Here is a 14,958-nt window from a genome sequence, read left to right as displayed (position 1 = left end):
ACTGCGACCGAGATCCGCGAGACGATCAGAAGCACGTACCTTCTCGCCGCTGATCGTCAGCCCTCACCCAAGACGGACCACTGACGCATTTTCTCTTGTCACCCATTTTGGGTAGTAGGAGTACGCATTCTTCCCGGGCCTGGCCGGACTCCACCTGACCTCGGGTGGCTGAGATGAAGGAGACCAGATGACGACATGGATCGAGCGACTGAGGACCCGTCGGCACCGCGAGCGCGGCGACGTCCCCGGGTGGGTGATGATCACGCTGATGACGGCCGGCGTCGTCGCGGGCCTGACGGTCATCGCGGGACCGCGGCTGACCTCGATGCTCAACCAGGCGCTGTCGTCCGTCGGCGGCTGACGGTGCGGGCGCGCGACGAGCACGGAGCGGCCGTCCCGGAGTTCGTGATGGTGCTCCTCGTGCTCGTGCCGCTCGTGTTCGGGATCGCGCAGGTCGCCCTCGTGATGCACGTCCGCAACACGATGACCGCCGCCGCGTCCGACGGAGCGCGGGCGGCGGCGGGTCTCGACGGCTCTGTCGACGATGCCCGCACCCGCGCACGCGACGTGCTCAGCACGACGCTGGCCGACCGCTACGCCGACGGGGTCACCGCCCGCGAGACGCGAGTCGACGGGATGAGCGTCGTCGAGGTGCGGGTCAGCGGATCGGTTCCGCCCCTCGGGCTGTGGGGTCCACGGGTCGAGGTCGATGCGGTCGGCCGCGCCGTTCGGCAGGAGGCGCCGTGAGGCGCGAGCGAGGGAGTGCCACCGTGGAGTTCACGTGGCTGACGCTGCTGCTGCTCGTGCCCCTGGTCTACATCGTCGTGGCGGTCTTCCAGACCCAGCGCGCAGCGTACGGCGTGGCCGCCGCGAGCGAGGCGGCGGCGCGGGCGTTCATGCAGGCGGACACTCCCGAGCAGGGGCGGGCACGCGCCGCTCTGGCAGCTCGCCTCGTGCTGGCCGACCACGACGTGGTCGGTGCCGTCGTGTCCACCGAGTGCCGGCCGACGTGCTTCGCGCCCGGCTCCACCGTGGTCGTCCGCGTGCGCTCCAGCCAGCGGCTGCCACTCGCCCCCGACCTCTTCGGTGATCCCCTCGCGGCATTCGACGTGGCGTCCACCCACACCGAGCCCTTCGGCCGCTACCGGGCGGCTCCATGAGATCCGAGCGTGGCAACGTCACCGTCCTGACCGTCGGGTTCCTCGCGATCCTCGGCCTGCTCGTCGTCGTGGTCGTCAACGCCTCGGCCGCCTTCCTCGAGCGGCGCGAGCTGATGAACCTCGCCGACCGCGTCGCCCTGCACGCGGCGGACGGACTCGATCGCGACCGCGTCTACCTGCGAGGCATCACCGACGAGGCGACACTCGACTCCGCCGACGCCCGGGCCCTCACCGCCGGGATCGTCCCCGACGACGTCAGCCTCAGGCTCATGACCAGCGACGACCGGGTCGAGGTCCGCGTCATGCGACAGACGCGGCTGCCCCTGGTCCCACCCGGCTTCCCGGACACCGCCACGGTCCGCGCCGAGGCGTCCGCCCGGCTGCAGATCGCGCCCTGAGACGTATCCGTCACGCTGCTCGGCGCTCACGGTGAGGGAGGGCGGGCACCGTGCCCGCGCGGAAGGAGGCCGACGATGAGACGCTCACACCTGGTTCCCGCGCTCTGCGGAGCCGCACTTCTGGTGGGCGGCGTGGCCGCACCGGCCTCGGCCCAGACGGTCGACCGGAACGACCCTGCCGGCGACGCCCCGGCGCGCATCGACATCACCAAGGTTCGCTACACGCACCTGTCCGACCGCGTGCGTGTCGCCGCGAAGATCCCTGACCTCGGCCCGTCCGGCACCGCTGACTTCCTGGTCTCCCGGCACGAGATCTTCGAGGCGGGCTACGTCGTGCGGATCCGCCAGCACCGGGGCCAGCCCGCCAAGGTCTCGCTGCTGTACTACGACCACTTCAGCCTGAGGAAGCGCACCTGCAAGGGCATCTCCGGCAGCTGGGGACCCGAGGTCGTCCGGTTGAAGGTGCCGCGGTCGTGCCTGAAGGGCCACGCCACGAAGCACGTCTTCGCGCAGTTCGTCATCGCGTTCGGCGCGGGCGGCGAGCAGTTCGACGAGGCCCCGGCGGTCACCCGGCTGCGCCGGTCCTGACCGGCGACCCGGCCCGGGGGGAGAGGAGCACGGCTGCCTAGGCTGGTGGGCGTGACCGAGACCTTCGACGACGAGCCGTCCCTGGGACGGCGCCTCGTGGCGCTGCTGATCGACTGGGTGATCGCCTCGCTCTCCGCCGTGGCGATGTTCGCCTGGGCCGGCGTGACCTTCCCGCCCGAGGGCATCCGCGACCAGCTGATCATCAACGCCGTGTTCATCGTGGAGGTCGCGATCCTCGTCGGCCTCACCGGCTTCTCGATCGGCAAGCGGATCATGGGCCTGCGGCTCATCAACCCCGACGGCATGCCCATCGGCATCCCACGCGCCCTGCTGCGCACCCTGCTGCTCAGCGTCGTCATCCCCGCGATCGTCATGACCGACGACAAGCGCGGCCTCCACGACCTCGCAGCGGGCAGCAAGGTCGTCAAGGCCTGACTGGCGCAGGAACGCCCGCCACTCGACGAGTGGCGGGCGTTCCTGCGCCACTCGCGGGGAGCGGGTGGCGGCGGCTGGGGCTGGGTCAGCCGCGCATCATCTTGCGGGCGCCCTTCATGCTCGTGGGCACCGGGCCGCGCGGCATAGGAGCGGCGGGGCGCATCGCGTCGAGCGCCTTGAGCTTGTAGAGCACGTCGGTCTGCTGGGCCGGCTTGATGGCCTTCTTCAGCTTCTTGACCCGCTTCACCAGGTCGGGCAGGGGCACCTCGCCCTCGCCGCGGCCCACGATCAGCGTGGTGATCGGGACGCCGTCGCCGACGATGCGGCGGTGCTTCTTCACCTCGGCGCCGAGCAGGTTCTTCACGCGCGCGTGCTGGCCCTCGCCCACGAGCACGACGCCCGGGCGGCCGACGAGGCGGTGGATGACGTCCTGCTGCTTCGTGAACGCCACGGCCGGCTTCACGTCCCAGCCGCGACGCAGCATCTGCAGCGCACCCGCGCCGGCGCCCAGCTGGCCCTCGGCCTGCTGGTACATCGACTTCTCGGCACGCTTGCCGAACACGATCATCGTCACCAGCAGCGCGGTGGTCAGCGCCAGGATGGCGGAGATGACGATGCCCAGCCACCAGACCCCGAGGATGAGCAGCGAGACGGTCGCCATGGCGGCAGCGGACAGCACGAACACGGCGACGAGGAGCAGACCGAGACGAGGCTGGGTCCGCTTCGTCATCGTGTACGCCGAGCGCAGCTGCGCGATGCGTCCGGTGGGTGCGGCGGGGGCGGGGCTGGACATGACCCCGATTCTACGTCAGGCCCGTGCGTCCATGGCCTGCTGGTAGAGCCTTCCGGCGCGGTACGACGAGCGGACCAGCGGGCCGGACATGACGCCGGAGAAGCCGATCTCGTCGGCCTCCTGCTGCAGCTCGACGAACTCCTCGGGCTTCACCCACCGCTCGACGGGGTGGTGACGCGCCGACGGACGCAGGTACTGCGTGATCGTGATGAGCTCGCAGCCCGCCTCGTGCAGGTCGCGCAGCGCCTGCGAGACCTCCTCGCGCGTCTCGCCCAGGCCCAGGATGAGGTTCGACTTCGTGACCAGGCCGAACTGGCGCGCCTGCGTCAGGACATCGAGCGAGCGCTCGTAGCGGAAGGCCGGACGGATGCGCTTGAAGATGCGCGGCACCGTCTCCACGTTGTGCGCGAGCACCTCGGGACGCGACTCGAAGACCTCGGTCAGCAGCTCGGGGATGCCGTTGAAGTCGGGGATGAGGTTCTCCACGCCGGTGCCCGGGTTGAGCTCGTGGATCTTGCGCACCGTCTCGGCGTAGAGCCAGGCGCCGCCGTCGGGCAGGTCGTCGCGCGCGACGCCGGTGATCGTGGCGTACTTGAGCTCCATCGTGCGGACGCTCTCGGCGACGCGGCGCGGCTCGTCACGGTCGAGGTCGGCGGGCTTGCCGGTGTCGATCTGGCAGAAGTCGCAGCGGCGCGTGCACTGCTCGCCACCGATGAGGAACGTGGCCTCGCGGTCCTCCCAGCACTCGAAGATGTTGGGGCAGCCGGCCTCCTGGCACACCGTGTGCAGGCCCTCGCCCTTCACGAGCTTCATGAGCTCCTGGTACTCGGGGCCCATCTTGGCGCGCGTCTTGATCCACGCCGGCTTCTTCTCGATGGGGGTCTCGGCGTTGCGGACCTCGAGCCGCAACATCTTGCGTCCTTCGGGAGCGATGGTCACGGTGACCACCCTACGCCGCGGGACCCACCGCGCCCGCTCGGGCGACGCCCTACGGCTGCAGCAGCGGGACCGAGGCGTGCTGCACGCGCTCGATGTCGGGCGAGGGCTCGTAGGTGCGCCAGGTCAGGAGGTCGTCGAGGTGCGTGATCGCGCTGGGCGCCACGTCCGAGGGACGGAGGTCGCGGCCGACCTCGCGGTCGAGCGACGTCACGCCCGCGTCGGCGATCCCGCACGGGACGAACCGGTCGTACCAGTCGAGGTCGACGTCACAGTTGAGGCTGAAGCCGTGCATCGCGACGCCGCGCGAGACGCGGATGCCGATCGCGGCGATCTTGCGCTCGGGGCGTCCGGCGGACTCCGGCAGCCACACGCCCGAGCGGCCGGGCACGCGGCCGGTGGCGAGGCCCTGGTCGGCGAGGGCGCGGATGAGCGCCTCCTCGATCCGGCGGACGTAGTCGACGACGAGCACGTGGCCGGGCAGCTTCACGATGGGGTAGCCCACCAGCTGGCCGGGACCGTGGAACGTGATCTTGCCGCCGCGGTCGACGTCGACGACGGGGGTGCCGTCCTGCGGGCGCTCGTGCGGCTCGGTGCGGCGGCCGGCGGTGTAGACCGGCGGGTGCTCGAGCAGCAGCACGGTGTCCCCGATGCGGTCGGCCACACGGTCGGCGTGCAGGTCGCGCTGCAGCTGCCACGCCTGCGTGTAGTCGAGGGCGGCGTCGCCGTACCAGTCCTGGAGGTAGCGCACGAGGATCAGCCTACGACGCGGCGCAGGATCGTCAGGTCGAGCCAGCGGTCGAACTTGCGGCCGACCTCGGCGAGGCGCCCCGTCTGCTCGAAGCCGAGGTCCTCGTGCAGCTCGATCGACACGGTGTTGCCGGACTCGATCAGTGCCAGCACCACGTGCACGTCGGGGTTGTCGCAGGCGTGCCCGAGGAGCGCGACCATCAGCTGGCGGGCGATCCCGCGGCGGCGGTGGTCGTGGTGCACGTAGACGGCGTTCTCGACCGTGTGGCGGTACGACTCGCGCGGCCGGAAGACGCCGTAGCTGGCGTAGCCGGCCACCTCGCCGTGCGCCTCGGCCACCAGCACGGGGTGGCCGGCCTCGATCCGGGTCTCGTACCAGCGGACGCGGTCGGCGAGATCGACCGGCGTCTCGTCCCAGATGGCCGTCGTGTTGACGATGGCCTCGTTGTGGATCTCGAGGATCGCGGGGAGGTCGGCGGGGGTCGCCGCGCGGATGGTCGCCACGGGTCCATCGTGGCAGGGCTGTGGACGACGAGTCGACACGGGCGCACCCCGGCCGCGAGGCTGCGGCCATGGGGGAGTGGATCGCGGCTCTCGTCGCCCTCGCCGTGCCGTCCACGGCGGGCTGCGACGCGCTGGCGGCCCTCGACGTGGTGCGGGCGCTCGCATGGACCTCGGGCGACCGGCGGCTGCTGGCGGCCGCCTACGCGCCCGGCTCGGGCGTCGACGACACCGACCGCCTGAGGGCCTGGAACGAGCGAGGGATCCGGGTGGAGGGAGCCCGCACGCTGCGGGCGTCGTGCCGGGACCGCGGGGCACACGAGGTCGAGGTCGTGGAGCGGCTGGGACCCACGGTGGCCGTGCTGCCCGACGGCTCGCGGCAGGCCCTGCCCACCGACGCCTGGGACCGCAGGGTCGTCGCGCTGGGCCACCGGGGCGGCTGGTGGCGGATCGAGCGTGTGCGCTGAATCAGGCGCCGCGACCGAGCGCCGTGCGCAGCACCCGGTCGATGCCGGGATCGGCGAAGGAGAACTTGTCGTCCATCAGCGCCTGCGGCCGCACGCGCAGCGAGCCGAGCAGGTCGTCGGCCAGACCGCCGAGCGCGAGCCGGATCGCGAACGCCGGGGCGGCCAGCACGGCCGGCCGGTGCACCGTGGTGGCGAGGGTCCGGGTGAAGTCGCGGTTGGTGACGTCGTCGGGGATGGCCAGGTTCACCGGACCGCTGAGCTCGCCCTCGAGGACGTGGGTGACCGCGGCGATCCAGTCGCGTCGCGAGATGGTGGAGAAGTACTGGTGGCCGTCACCGAGGCGTGCGCCGAGGCCCAGTCGGAACGGCAGCAGCATGAGCTTCAGCGCGCCGCCGGAGCGGTCCATGACGATCCCGGTGCGCAGCCAGGCCACGCGGGCGCCGGCGTCGACCGCCGGGGCGGCGGCCTCCTCCCAGCGCTGGGCCACCTCGGCGAGGAAGCCCGGACCGGCGGCGGTGTCCTCGGTCAGCTCCTCGTCACCGCGGTCGGTGCCGTACCAGCCGATCGCCGAGCCCGACAGGAAGGCCGGGGGAGTGGGAGCCGCCGCGATCGCCCGCGCCAGCGTGGACGTGGCGTCGAGGCGCGACGCGAGGATCTCTCGTTTGCGTGCGGGAGTGCGGGGCCACTGCGAGATCGGCGATCCCGAGAGGTTGACGACCGCGTCGGCCTCGTCGATCAGCGTCTGGTCGATGAGGCCCTCGGAGGGCTTCCACCACGACTCGCCCTGCCCGGCCGTGCGCCGCACGAGCGCCGTGACGTCGTGCCCGCGCTGGCGCAGGTGGACGACCAGGGGCGCGCCGAGAAACCCCGACGCGCCCCCGATCACCACACGCATGGTCAGCCCAGCTCGCCTTCGAAGGCGCCGGCCTGCAGGCGCTCCTTGATGGCGGTCAGGAAGCGACCGGCGTCGGCACCGTCGATGATCCGGTGGTCGTACGTCAGCGCGAGGTACGCCATCGAGCGGATCGCGATGGACTCCGAGCCGTTCGCGTCGGTGATGACGACCGGGCGCTTGACGATCGAGCCGACGCCGAGGATCGCGACCTGCGGCTGGTTGATGATCGGCGTGTCGAACAGGGCGCCGTTGCTGCCCAGGTTCGTGATCGAGAACGTACCGCCGGAGAGCTCGTCCGGAAGGATCTTGTTGTTCCGGGTGCGATCGGCGATGTCCGCGATCTTGCGGGCCAGTCCGGCGATGTTGAGATCGCCGGCATCCTTGATCGTGGGCGCCAGCAGGCCGCGCTCGGTGTCGACCGCGATCGAGAGGTGCTCGCCGTCGGGATAGGTGACGGTGCCGCCCTCGAGGTCGAGTGCCGCGTTGACCTGCGGGTACTGCTTGAGCGCCTCGATGGCCGCCTTCGCGAAGAACGGCAGGTACGTCAGCTTGACGCCCTCGCGCTCCAGGAACGCGTTCTTGTGCTGGGCGCGCAGGCGGACGACCTCGGTGACGTCGACCTCGTGCACCTGCGTGAGCTGGGCCGCGACCTGCAGCGACTCGACCATGCGGTTGGCGATGGTCTTGCGCAGGCGGGTGAGCTTGTCGGTGCGACCACGCAGCGGCGAGGCCTCGGCCGGCGCCGGCGCGGCGGCAGCGGGCTTCTCCTCGGCAGGCGCCTCGGACGCCTTGTTCTTCTCGGCGGCGTCGAGGATGTCCTGCTTGCGGATGCGGCCGCCGACGCCGGAGCCGGTGACGGTGGCCAGGTCGACGCCGTGCTGCTTCGCGAGCTTGCGCACGATCGGGGTCACGTAGCCCTCGGACGAGCCGGAGTCGGACGAGGCGGAGACCTCGACCTTCGGCTCCTCGGCCTGGGGCTCCTCCGCCTTCGGCTCCTCCTTCGGAGCCTCCTCCTGCTTCGGCTCCTCGGGCTCGGGCTCGGGCTCGGGCTCGGGCTCCGGCTCGGGCTCCTCGGCCTTCGGCTGCTCGGGCTCGGACGACTCGGCGGGCGCGGCGCCCTCCTCGCCGATGATGGCCAGCTCGGCGCCGACCTCGACGGTCTCGTCCTCGTCGACCTTGATCTCCAGCAGCGTGCCGGCGATCGGCGACGGGATCTCGGTGTCGACCTTGTCGGTGGAGATCTCCAGGAGTGGCTCGTCGACCTCGACGGTGTCGCCGACGGACTTGAGCCACTGCGTGACGGTGCCCTCGGTGACGGACTCGCCGAGCGCGGGCAGCGTGACGGCCTGGCCGCTCGTGCTGCCGGACGAGGCGGGCTTGGCCTCCGGCTCGGGGGCGGGCGCCTCCTCGTCGGGCTCGGTGGCGGGCTCCTCGGCCTCGCTGGGCGGGTCCTCGGGCTGCGGCTCGGGGTCGGCCGCCGGCGCGTCCTGGTTGGTGTCGCCGGCGCCGCTGTCGGAGCTGCTCTCGCCCTCGTCGCCGATGATCGCCAGGACGGCGCCCACCTCGACGGTGTCGTCCTCCTCGGCCTTGATCTCCAGGATCGTGCCGGCCACGGGGGAGGGGATCTCGGTGTCGACCTTGTCGGTGGAGATCTCCAGCAGCGGCTCGTCGACCTCGATCGTGTCGCCGACGGACTTCAGCCACTGCGTGACCGTGCCCTCCGTGACGGACTCGCCGAGCGCGGGAAGGGTGACTTCGGTTGCCATGTGGGTGTCCTGTTCCGTTCTCAGGCGTGCGAGTGCAGCGGCTTGCCGGCCAGGGCGAGAGCGGCCTCGCCGAGGGATTCGTTCTGGGTGGGGTGCGCGTGGATGAACTCGGCCACGTCGTCGGGGTAGGCCTCCCAGCCGACCCAGAGCGTCGCCTCGCCGATCTGCTCGCCCATGCGAGCGCCGAGCATGTGGACGCCCACGATGGGGCCGTCCTTCTCGCGCACGACCTTCACGACGCCGGCGGTCTGCAGGATCTGGCTCTTGCCGTTGCCGCCGAGGTTGTACTCGACGGTCTCGACCTCGCCGTGCTTCTCCTTGGCCTGGGCCTCGGTGAGGCCCACCGACGCGAGCTCGGGCTCGCAGTAGGTGACGCGCGGGATGTTGGAGTCGATGACGGGCTGCGGGCTCAGGCCCGCGATCTCCTCGGCGACGAAGATGCCGTGGGCGAAGCCGCGGTGCGCCAGCTGCAGGCCCGGGACCAGGTCGCCCACGGCGAAGACGCCGTCGACGTTGGTGCGCAGGCGCTCGTCGGTGGGCACCCAGCCGCGCTCGACGGTGACGCCGGCCTCCTCGAAGCCCAGGCCCGCCGAGCGGGGGCCGCGGCCCACGGCGACCAGGACCACGTCGGTCTCGATCGTGTCGCCGTTCTCGAGGGTGACGACGGCGCCGTTCTCGTTCTGCTCGACCCCGGTGAACTTCACCCCGGTCTTGAAGGCGATCTTGCGCTTGCGGAACGCGCGCTCGAGGCCCTTGCTGAGGATCGGGTCCTCCAGCGGCACGAGCGTGGGCAGCGCCTCGACGATCGTGACCTCGGCGCCGAAGTGGTTCCAGACGGAGGCGAACTCGACGCCGATGACCGAGCCGCCGATGATGACGGCGCGCTTCGGGACCTCGTCGAGCTGGAGGGCCTGGTCGCTGGTCATCACGCGGCCGCCGATCTCGATGCCCAGGGTGCGGGGCTCGGAGCCGGTGGCGAGGACGACGTTCGTGCCGGTGTAGCGCTGGCCGTCGACCTCGACGGTCTTGGCGTCGACCAGGCGGCCCTCGCCCTCGACGACGGTGATGCCGCCGGACTTCACCAGACCGGTGAGTCCCTTGTAGAGGCGGTCGATGACGCCCTGCTTGTAGGCGTTGACCTTCGTCATGTCGACGCCGTCGAAGCTGGTGTGGACGCCGATCGAGTCGCCCTCGCTGGCGACGTGGGCGACCTCGGCGGCGTGGAGCAGCGCCTTGGTCGGGATGCAGCCCTCGTGGAGGCACGTGCCGCCCACCTTGGCCTTCTCGATCATGGCGACGGTCTTGCCGAGCTGCACGGCGCGCAGGGCGCACGCGTAGCCTCCGCTGCCGGCTCCGAGAATGACGATGTCGAACGAATGGGGTGCGTCGTCGGGCACGATGTCCTCCGGGTAGGTGGTCTGCTGTCATCTTGTCACCTGTCCGGTGAGGGCTGCCACCGGGGAGGGCCCGTGTCGATGTGACTTCGGCGTAGGTTCCGCGAGGTTCCCGCGGGGAGTGGGCGCGGTCCGGCAGAATTGCCGCGTGGGACTGTTCAAGCGCCGTCGACGCACCGCTGCGGGTGCCGTCGTGTCCGATCGCGACGCCAGCAAGGCCGACCTGGCCGCGCTGCGCGAGTTCGCCACGTCGCGGTCGGGGGTCGAGGCGTACGTCGAGCCCAAGACCACCGTCACGCAGACCACGGTGGTGTTCGTGGCCGCCGACGGCGAGTGGACCCGGCGCCGCGTCGCCAACGAGAAGGTCGCCTCCGACCTCGCGCGCAGCCTCAAGATCCCGCTGTACGACGCGAACCGCGTCGGCTACCCCCAGCGGATGCGCGACTACAACGCCCGCGCCACGGCCAAGAAGACCAGCGTCGAGGTCGAGCGGGGCGACTACAGCCCGGCGCAGTTCGCCGCGATCATGACGCTCGAGACGATCGCCGGCACCGAGCCGCTGCCGCGCAACCCCTCGAGGTCCGACCTCGAGCGGGTGCTGCGCGCCGCGCGCAGCAAGGCGCACCCCGACCGCACGGGCGGTGACCGCGCCCGCTGGGACAAGGTCGAGGAGGCCGCGCGCAAGCTCGGTCTGTGAGCCCTGGCCGGGCGGTGGGCAGTCAACCGGATGGCGTGCCGATTCGGTTCATGACTCACCGCCCTCAATCGGGAAGGGTTGACTGCTCACCGCTCCCTCCTGCGGGGGCGTCAGTGCCAGCCGCGGGGATCCAGGCCGCCGGGGTGCTCGACCGTCGGGTCGTAGGGCTCGCGGCCGAGGACGAACGAGGCCAGGTCCAGCGCGCCGTCGGGTCGCACCACGAGACGCTCGCCCGCGAAGTACGTGTCGAGCCCGCGCCAGCCGTCGCCGTCGCGCACGAACCGCGAGCGCCGGTTCCCGTTGACGTCGCTCAGGTGGAAGCCGTCGGGCGTGGCCTCGAGCCGGTACGGCACCGCGCCCCAGAACCAGTCGCCGACGAGCGCGGCGACGTCGGGGGCGGGCTCGACCGTCTCGCGACGGGGCGAGGACGGGTGCAGGGCGCCGGCCGCGTCGAGCAGGCTCGTGGCGAGGTCGCCCAGGTGCAGCGTGTCGTTGGCCAGCACCACGATGCCCCAGCCGGTGGCGGGCTCGGCGATCACGGTGGCGAGGAAGCCGGGCATCGATCCACCGTGACCCACGCGGCGACCCGAGCCGCTGCCGGGCCAGACGCGCCAGCCGAGTGCCTGCGCCGTGGCCCACGGGGCGTCGGGGCGGTCGTCCACCGCGAGCGGCACGACCATCTCCTCCCACGTGGAGCGGGCGAGGACGTCGCCGGTGTCGCCTGCGGCGAACGCCGCCCAGCGCGCCAGGTCCTCGACGCCCGACCACAGCTGACCCGCGGGTGCCATCGCGCCGGCGTCGTGGTGCGGCTCGACGAGCAGCCGCCCGTCGCGCGGGTGCCGCGAAAGGCCGGTGGCCGCGCCCTCGCCGGGGTGCTCGGAGATCGCGCCGATGCCCAGCGGGTCGAGGATGCCCGTGCGGATCGCCTCGAACCACGAGGTCCCGCGCAGCACCGCGACGAGGCGGCCCAGCACGGCGAAGCCCACGTTGGAGTAGTGGAACCGCGTGCCCGGGGTGTGCACGAGCCGCAGGCCCGAGCCGACCAGCTGGTCCCAGTCGCCACCGGGGGTGCGCTCCCACCACGGGCCGTTGGTCTCGGCCTGCAGCCCCGAGGTGTGCGTGAGCAGCTGGGCGATCGTGACGTGCCCGAACGGCACGTCCGGCAGGTGCCGGTCGATCCGGTCGGCGAGGTCGAGCCGGCCCTCGTCGCGCAGGCGCAGGACCTCGACCGCGACGAACGTCTTGGTGATCGAGCCGATCCGGTAGGGGGTGGCCGTGGTGGCGGGCGCGCCGCCACGGCCGTCGAGCGTGCCCACGGCGCCGGACCAGTACAGGCTGCCGTCCCGCACCACCGCGGCGGCGACGGACGCGGAGCCCGACTCCTCGTGCTCGGCGCGCAGCAGGTCGTCGAACGCCGACATCGCGGTCAGCCCAGGTCTCGGGCGAGCGCGACGAGCGTGCGCACGCCGGCGCCGGTGCCGCCGACGGGCGTGTAGTCGAAGACGCCGGCCTCGTTGAACGCCGGGCCCGCGATGTCGAGGTGCGCCCACGAGGCGTCCTTCACGAACTCGCGCAGGAACGCCGCGGCGTAGAGCGTGCCGCCGTAGGGCTTCGGGTTGTGCTGGCGCAGGTCCGCGATCGACGACGTGGTGACTGCCGCGCCGATCTCCTCGGTGATGGGCAGGCGCCACATCGACTCGCCGGTGAGCTCGGCGGCGGCGAGCACGCGGTCCTGGAGCTCGTCGTCGTTGCCCAGCACGGCCGTGGTGCGGGTGCCGAGCGCCACCATGGCGGCGCCGGTCAGGGTGGCGACGTCGATGACGTGGTCGGCCTTCGACTCGACCGCGAGCGCCAGGCCGTCGGCCAGCACGAGGCGGCCCTCGGCGTCGGTGTTGTGGACCTCGACCGTGGCGCCCGAGCGCATGCGCAGGACGTCGCCGGGACGCGTGGCGGTGCCGCTGGGAAGGTTCTCGGCGATGCACGCGAAGGCCGTGACGCGGATCGGCAGGCCGAGGCGCGCGATCGCGTGGGTGGCGGCCACGATGGCGGCGGCGCCGCCCATGTCGCACTTCATCGTCATCATCGAGGCGCCGGGCTTGAGCGACAGGCCGCCCGAGTCGAACGTGATGCCCTTGCCCACCAGGGCGAGGTGGGTCTTCGCGCCGTCGGGGCTGTACTCGAGGCGGACCAGGCGCGGCGGGGCGTCCGAGCCGGCGCCGACGCCGACGATGCCGCCGCACCGCTCCTTGGCCAGGCGCTTCTCGTCCCAGACGGTGACGCGCACGCCCGTCGGGGCGGCGGCCTTGATCGCGTCGGCGAAGGCCGGCGGGCGCAGGTCGCCCGGGGGAGTGTTGACCCAGTCGCGGGCCACGCACGTCGCCTCGGCCACGACGACGGCCTCGTCGACGAGGCGCTTCGTCGCGGCCTTGCGGGCGTCGGGGCTCAGGATCGTGGCCGTCTCGACGACCGTGGTCTTCTGGCGGGCGTCGTCGCCCTTGTAGTCCAGGTACACGTACGAGGTCAGCACGACGGCCTCGGCGATCGCGGCGAGGTCGGCGCCGGCCACGCGGCTGGGATCGATGCCCACACGGGTGGCCTTGGGCACGGCTCGCAGGCCCTTGGCGACGGCACGACGCTGCTGCTCCGCCGTGGGCTCGGCGGCGGTGGCGACCCACGCCGTCAGCTGGGCGTCGCCGCTGGCCACGACGGCCACGTCGCCCGCCTCCCCGGTGAAGCCGAAGGCCGCCCAGGGGACGTCGTCGGGAAGGTCTGAGCCCGAGGGGATCAGCGCGACGATCGCATCGACGGTGGGCAGGGTGGCACGCAACTGGACCGTGGACATGCCGCCACTGTAGTCAGCGGTAGTTTGGCTCGCATGGACCTGCTGCTGTCGCCCCTGCACCAGCGCCACGAGGCGCTCGGCGCCAAGTTCTCCGAGTTCGGTGGCTGGTCGATGCCGCTGGAGTACGCCGGCGGCGGCGTACTGACCGAGCACAAGGCCGTCCGCGAGGCCGTCGGTCTGTTCGACGTCAGCCACCTGGGCAAGGCGCTCGTCCGCGGCACCGGAGCGGCCGGATTCGTGAACCGCTGCCTGACGAACGACCTCGGCCGCATCGCGCCCGGGAAGGCCCAGTACACGCTGTGCTGCTCCGAGGACGGCGGCACCGTCGACGACCTCATCGCCTACCTGCGCAGCGAGTTCGAGGTCTTCCTCATCCCCAACGCGGCCAACACCGCCGAGGTCGTGCGCCGGCTGCGCGCCGCCGCCCCCGAGGGCGTCGAGGTCGTCGACCAGCACCGCGACTACGCCGTGCTCGCGATCCAGGGCCCGCTGAGCGACGAGCTGCTCGAGGCGCTCGGCCTGCCGGCCGACCATGAGTACATGTCCTTCACGAAGGGCACGATCGACGGCGTCGAGCTGACGGTCTGCCGCACGGGCTACACCGGAGAGCGCGGCTACGAGCTCGTCGTCGCCGCCGAGGACGCCGTCCCGGTCTGGGACGCGGTCATGGCCGCCGGCGAGTCACTGGGCATCCGCGCATGCGGCCTCGGCGCCCGCGACACCCTGCGCACCGAGATGGGCTACCCGCTGCACGGCCACGAGCTGTCGGCCGAGGTCAGCCCCGTCATGGCACGCGCGGGCTGGGCGGTGGGCTGGTCCAAGCCCGAGTTCTGGGGCAAGGCGGCGCTCGAGCGCCAGCGCGAGGAGAAGACCGTGCGCACCCTGCGGGGCCTGCTGGCCGAGGGGCGCGGCATCCCGCGCCCGGGCATGGCCGTGCACGACGCCGACGGCCACGTGCTCGGCGAGATCACCTCGGGCACCTTCTCGCCCACGCTGCGCCAGGGGATCGGCCTCGCGCTGCTCGACCGCACCGTCGCCGACGGCGACACCGTCTCGGTCGACGTCCGCGGCCGCGTCCAGGCCTTCACGGTGACCAAGCCGCCGTTCGTCCAACCGTCGACCAAGGAGAGCTGACATGGGCTTCACGTGGCAGTACGAGAACAGCGCCGGCGAGGCCGTCGGCACGTCGGAGGAGTTCGACCAGCGAGGTGAGGCCGAGTCGTGGATCGGCACGGCCTTCGAGGACCTGCTGGAGGACGGCGTCGAGCAGGTCCGCCTGCTCGAGGACGGGGCCGAGGTCTACGGCCCGATGTCACTGCGCCCGGAGTGACCTCCG

19 protein-coding genes are annotated in these 14,958 nt (G+C 72.1%); 10 read left to right on the top strand and 9 right to left on the bottom strand.

What is annotated here, in order from left to right; all coding sequences use genetic code 11:
- Positions 1–187: 187 nt before the first annotated feature.
- From ACGWYL_RS15895 to ACGWYL_RS15870, 6 genes are all read left to right on the top strand, one after another.
- Complete coding sequence (locus tag ACGWYL_RS15895) at positions 188–361, top strand: hypothetical protein (protein ID WP_269302725.1); 174 nt, start codon at positions 188–190, stop codon at positions 359–361.
- A gap of 2 nt (positions 362–363) precedes the next feature.
- Complete coding sequence (locus ACGWYL_RS15890; protein WP_269302723.1) at positions 364–747, top strand: TadE/TadG family type IV pilus assembly protein; 384 nt, start codon at positions 364–366, stop codon at positions 745–747.
- On the top strand, positions 744–1,160 hold the full coding sequence (locus ACGWYL_RS15885) for a hypothetical protein (RefSeq protein ID WP_395487669.1): 417 nt from the start codon (positions 744–746) through the stop codon (positions 1,158–1,160). The genes ACGWYL_RS15890 and ACGWYL_RS15885 overlap by 4 nt, the downstream gene beginning before the upstream one ends.
- Positions 1,157–1,558 carry a pilus assembly protein TadG-related protein gene (locus tag ACGWYL_RS15880; protein WP_269302719.1) on the top strand — a complete coding sequence of 134 codons (402 nt, stop codon included), beginning with the start codon at positions 1,157–1,159 and terminating at the stop codon, positions 1,556–1,558. The genes ACGWYL_RS15885 and ACGWYL_RS15880 overlap by 4 nt, the downstream gene beginning before the upstream one ends.
- Positions 1,559–1,633: 75 nt before the next feature.
- Positions 1,634–2,146 (top strand): hypothetical protein, encoded by a 513-nt coding sequence (locus ACGWYL_RS15875; RefSeq protein WP_395487668.1) that lies wholly within the window; start codon positions 1,634–1,636, stop codon positions 2,144–2,146.
- Positions 2,147–2,197: 51 nt separating this feature from the next.
- Complete coding sequence (locus ACGWYL_RS15870; protein WP_179424042.1) at positions 2,198–2,581, top strand: RDD family protein; 384 nt, start codon at positions 2,198–2,200, stop codon at positions 2,579–2,581.
- An 85-nt stretch (positions 2,582–2,666) separates the two neighbouring features.
- Here ACGWYL_RS15870 and ACGWYL_RS15865 read toward each other — a convergent pair whose 3' ends face one another.
- From ACGWYL_RS15865 to ACGWYL_RS15850, 4 genes are all read right to left on the bottom strand, one after another.
- The gene (locus tag ACGWYL_RS15865) at positions 2,667–3,374 is read right to left on the bottom strand and encodes a DUF4191 domain-containing protein (protein WP_179424043.1); all 708 of its coding nucleotides are present in this window, start codon (positions 3,372–3,374) and stop codon (positions 2,667–2,669) included.
- Between the two features lie 15 nt (positions 3,375–3,389).
- Positions 3,390–4,286 (bottom strand): lipoyl synthase, encoded by an 897-nt coding sequence (lipA, locus tag ACGWYL_RS15860; RefSeq protein WP_179428015.1) that lies wholly within the window; start codon positions 4,284–4,286, stop codon positions 3,390–3,392.
- A 76-nt stretch (positions 4,287–4,362) separates the two neighbouring features.
- Positions 4,363–5,070, bottom strand: a complete 708-nt coding sequence (gene lipB, locus ACGWYL_RS15855) for a lipoyl(octanoyl) transferase LipB (protein ID WP_395487676.1) — start codon at positions 5,068–5,070, stop codon at positions 4,363–4,365.
- Positions 5,067–5,564: a GNAT family N-acetyltransferase gene (locus ACGWYL_RS15850; protein ID WP_269302713.1), complete on the bottom strand. Its 498-nt coding sequence runs from the start codon at positions 5,562–5,564 to the stop codon at positions 5,067–5,069. Before ACGWYL_RS15850 ends, lipB begins: the two co-directional genes overlap by 4 nt.
- Before the next feature lie 68 nt (positions 5,565–5,632).
- On the opposite strand from ACGWYL_RS15850, the gene ACGWYL_RS15845 reads away from it, so the two are divergent.
- Positions 5,633–6,028: a hypothetical protein gene (locus ACGWYL_RS15845; protein WP_269302712.1), complete on the top strand. Its 396-nt coding sequence runs from the start codon at positions 5,633–5,635 to the stop codon at positions 6,026–6,028.
- Between the two features lies 1 nt (position 6,029).
- Here ACGWYL_RS15845 and ACGWYL_RS15840 read toward each other — a convergent pair whose 3' ends face one another.
- From ACGWYL_RS15840 to lpdA, 3 genes are read right to left on the bottom strand one after another with little or no spacing between them, the layout of a single operon-like run.
- A complete protein-coding gene (locus ACGWYL_RS15840) occupies positions 6,030–6,923 on the bottom strand; it encodes a TIGR01777 family oxidoreductase (RefSeq protein WP_269302710.1) in 894 nt (297 codons plus the stop codon).
- Positions 6,924–6,925: 2 nt separating this feature from the next.
- A complete protein-coding gene (gene sucB, locus ACGWYL_RS15835) occupies positions 6,926–8,689 on the bottom strand; it encodes a 2-oxoglutarate dehydrogenase, E2 component, dihydrolipoamide succinyltransferase (RefSeq protein ID WP_395487667.1) in 1,764 nt (587 codons plus the stop codon).
- A 20-nt stretch (positions 8,690–8,709) separates the two neighbouring features.
- The gene (lpdA, locus tag ACGWYL_RS15830; RefSeq protein WP_179424047.1) at positions 8,710–10,086 is read right to left on the bottom strand and encodes a dihydrolipoyl dehydrogenase; all 1,377 of its coding nucleotides are present in this window, start codon (positions 10,084–10,086) and stop codon (positions 8,710–8,712) included.
- Between the two features lie 145 nt (positions 10,087–10,231).
- Here lpdA and ACGWYL_RS15825 point away from each other — a divergent pair, with 145 nt between their 5' ends.
- Positions 10,232–10,780, top strand: coding sequence for a hypothetical protein (locus tag ACGWYL_RS15825; protein ID WP_218845736.1), 549 nt, complete (start codon positions 10,232–10,234; stop codon positions 10,778–10,780).
- A 110-nt stretch (positions 10,781–10,890) separates the two neighbouring features.
- Here the strand turns inward: ACGWYL_RS15825 and ACGWYL_RS15820 are convergent, their stop codons facing one another.
- Together ACGWYL_RS15820 and ACGWYL_RS15815 are read right to left on the bottom strand one after the other, a co-directional pair.
- The gene (locus ACGWYL_RS15820) at positions 10,891–12,201 is read right to left on the bottom strand and encodes a serine hydrolase domain-containing protein (RefSeq protein ID WP_395487666.1); all 1,311 of its coding nucleotides are present in this window, start codon (positions 12,199–12,201) and stop codon (positions 10,891–10,893) included.
- 5 nt (positions 12,202–12,206) lie between these two features.
- On the bottom strand, positions 12,207–13,622 hold the full coding sequence (locus ACGWYL_RS15815) for a leucyl aminopeptidase (RefSeq protein ID WP_395487665.1): 1,416 nt from the start codon (positions 13,620–13,622) through the stop codon (positions 12,207–12,209).
- A 33-nt stretch (positions 13,623–13,655) separates the two neighbouring features.
- Between ACGWYL_RS15815 and gcvT the strand changes: the two genes are divergently transcribed.
- Both gcvT and ACGWYL_RS15805 read left to right on the top strand, forming a co-directional pair.
- Complete coding sequence (gene gcvT / locus ACGWYL_RS15810; RefSeq protein ID WP_395487664.1) at positions 13,656–14,756, top strand: glycine cleavage system aminomethyltransferase GcvT; 1,101 nt, start codon at positions 13,656–13,658, stop codon at positions 14,754–14,756.
- A gap of 1 nt (position 14,757) precedes the next feature.
- Positions 14,758–14,952 carry a hypothetical protein gene (locus tag ACGWYL_RS15805; protein WP_179424051.1) on the top strand — a complete coding sequence of 65 codons (195 nt, stop codon included), beginning with the start codon at positions 14,758–14,760 and terminating at the stop codon, positions 14,950–14,952.
- Positions 14,953–14,958 lie beyond the last annotated feature (6 nt).

It is taken from the genome of Aeromicrobium sp. JJY06, assembly GCF_044069275.1.
GTDB classification, from domain to species: Bacteria; Actinomycetota; Actinomycetes; order Propionibacteriales; family Nocardioidaceae; genus Aeromicrobium; species Aeromicrobium tamlense.
This window is presented reverse-complemented; position numbering and strand designations above follow the sequence as displayed.

What these genes read in the sequence shown, in the direction of transcription:
- ACGWYL_RS15895 (WP_269302725.1), top strand. Translation starts at nt 188, where the DNA reads ATGACGACATGGATCGAGCGACTGAGGACCCGTCGGCACCGCGAGCGC.
- ACGWYL_RS15880 (WP_269302719.1), top strand. Translation starts at nt 1,157, where the DNA reads ATGAGATCCGAGCGTGGCAACGTCACCGTCCTGACCGTCGGGTTCCTC.
- ACGWYL_RS15875 (WP_395487668.1), top strand. Translation starts at nt 1,634, where the DNA reads ATGAGACGCTCACACCTGGTTCCCGCGCTCTGCGGAGCCGCACTTCTG.
- ACGWYL_RS15865 (WP_179424043.1), bottom strand. Translation starts at nt 3,374, where the DNA reads ATGTCCAGCCCCGCCCCCGCCGCACCCACCGGACGCATCGCGCAGCTG.
- lipA (WP_179428015.1), bottom strand. Translation starts at nt 4,286, where the DNA reads ATGTTGCGGCTCGAGGTCCGCAACGCCGAGACCCCCATCGAGAAGAAG.
- ACGWYL_RS15845 (WP_269302712.1), top strand. Translation starts at nt 5,633, where the DNA reads ATGGGGGAGTGGATCGCGGCTCTCGTCGCCCTCGCCGTGCCGTCCACG.
- ACGWYL_RS15840 (WP_269302710.1), bottom strand. Translation starts at nt 6,923, where the DNA reads ATGCGTGTGGTGATCGGGGGCGCGTCGGGGTTTCTCGGCGCGCCCCTG.
- sucB (WP_395487667.1), bottom strand. Translation starts at nt 8,689, where the DNA reads ATGGCAACCGAAGTCACCCTTCCCGCGCTCGGCGAGTCCGTCACGGAG.
- ACGWYL_RS15820 (WP_395487666.1), bottom strand. Translation starts at nt 12,201, where the DNA reads ATGTCGGCGTTCGACGACCTGCTGCGCGCCGAGCACGAGGAGTCGGGC.
- ACGWYL_RS15815 (WP_395487665.1), bottom strand. Translation starts at nt 13,622, where the DNA reads ATGTCCACGGTCCAGTTGCGTGCCACCCTGCCCACCGTCGATGCGATC.
- gcvT (WP_395487664.1), top strand. Translation starts at nt 13,656, where the DNA reads ATGGACCTGCTGCTGTCGCCCCTGCACCAGCGCCACGAGGCGCTCGGC.
- ACGWYL_RS15805 (WP_179424051.1), top strand. Translation starts at nt 14,758, where the DNA reads ATGGGCTTCACGTGGCAGTACGAGAACAGCGCCGGCGAGGCCGTCGGC.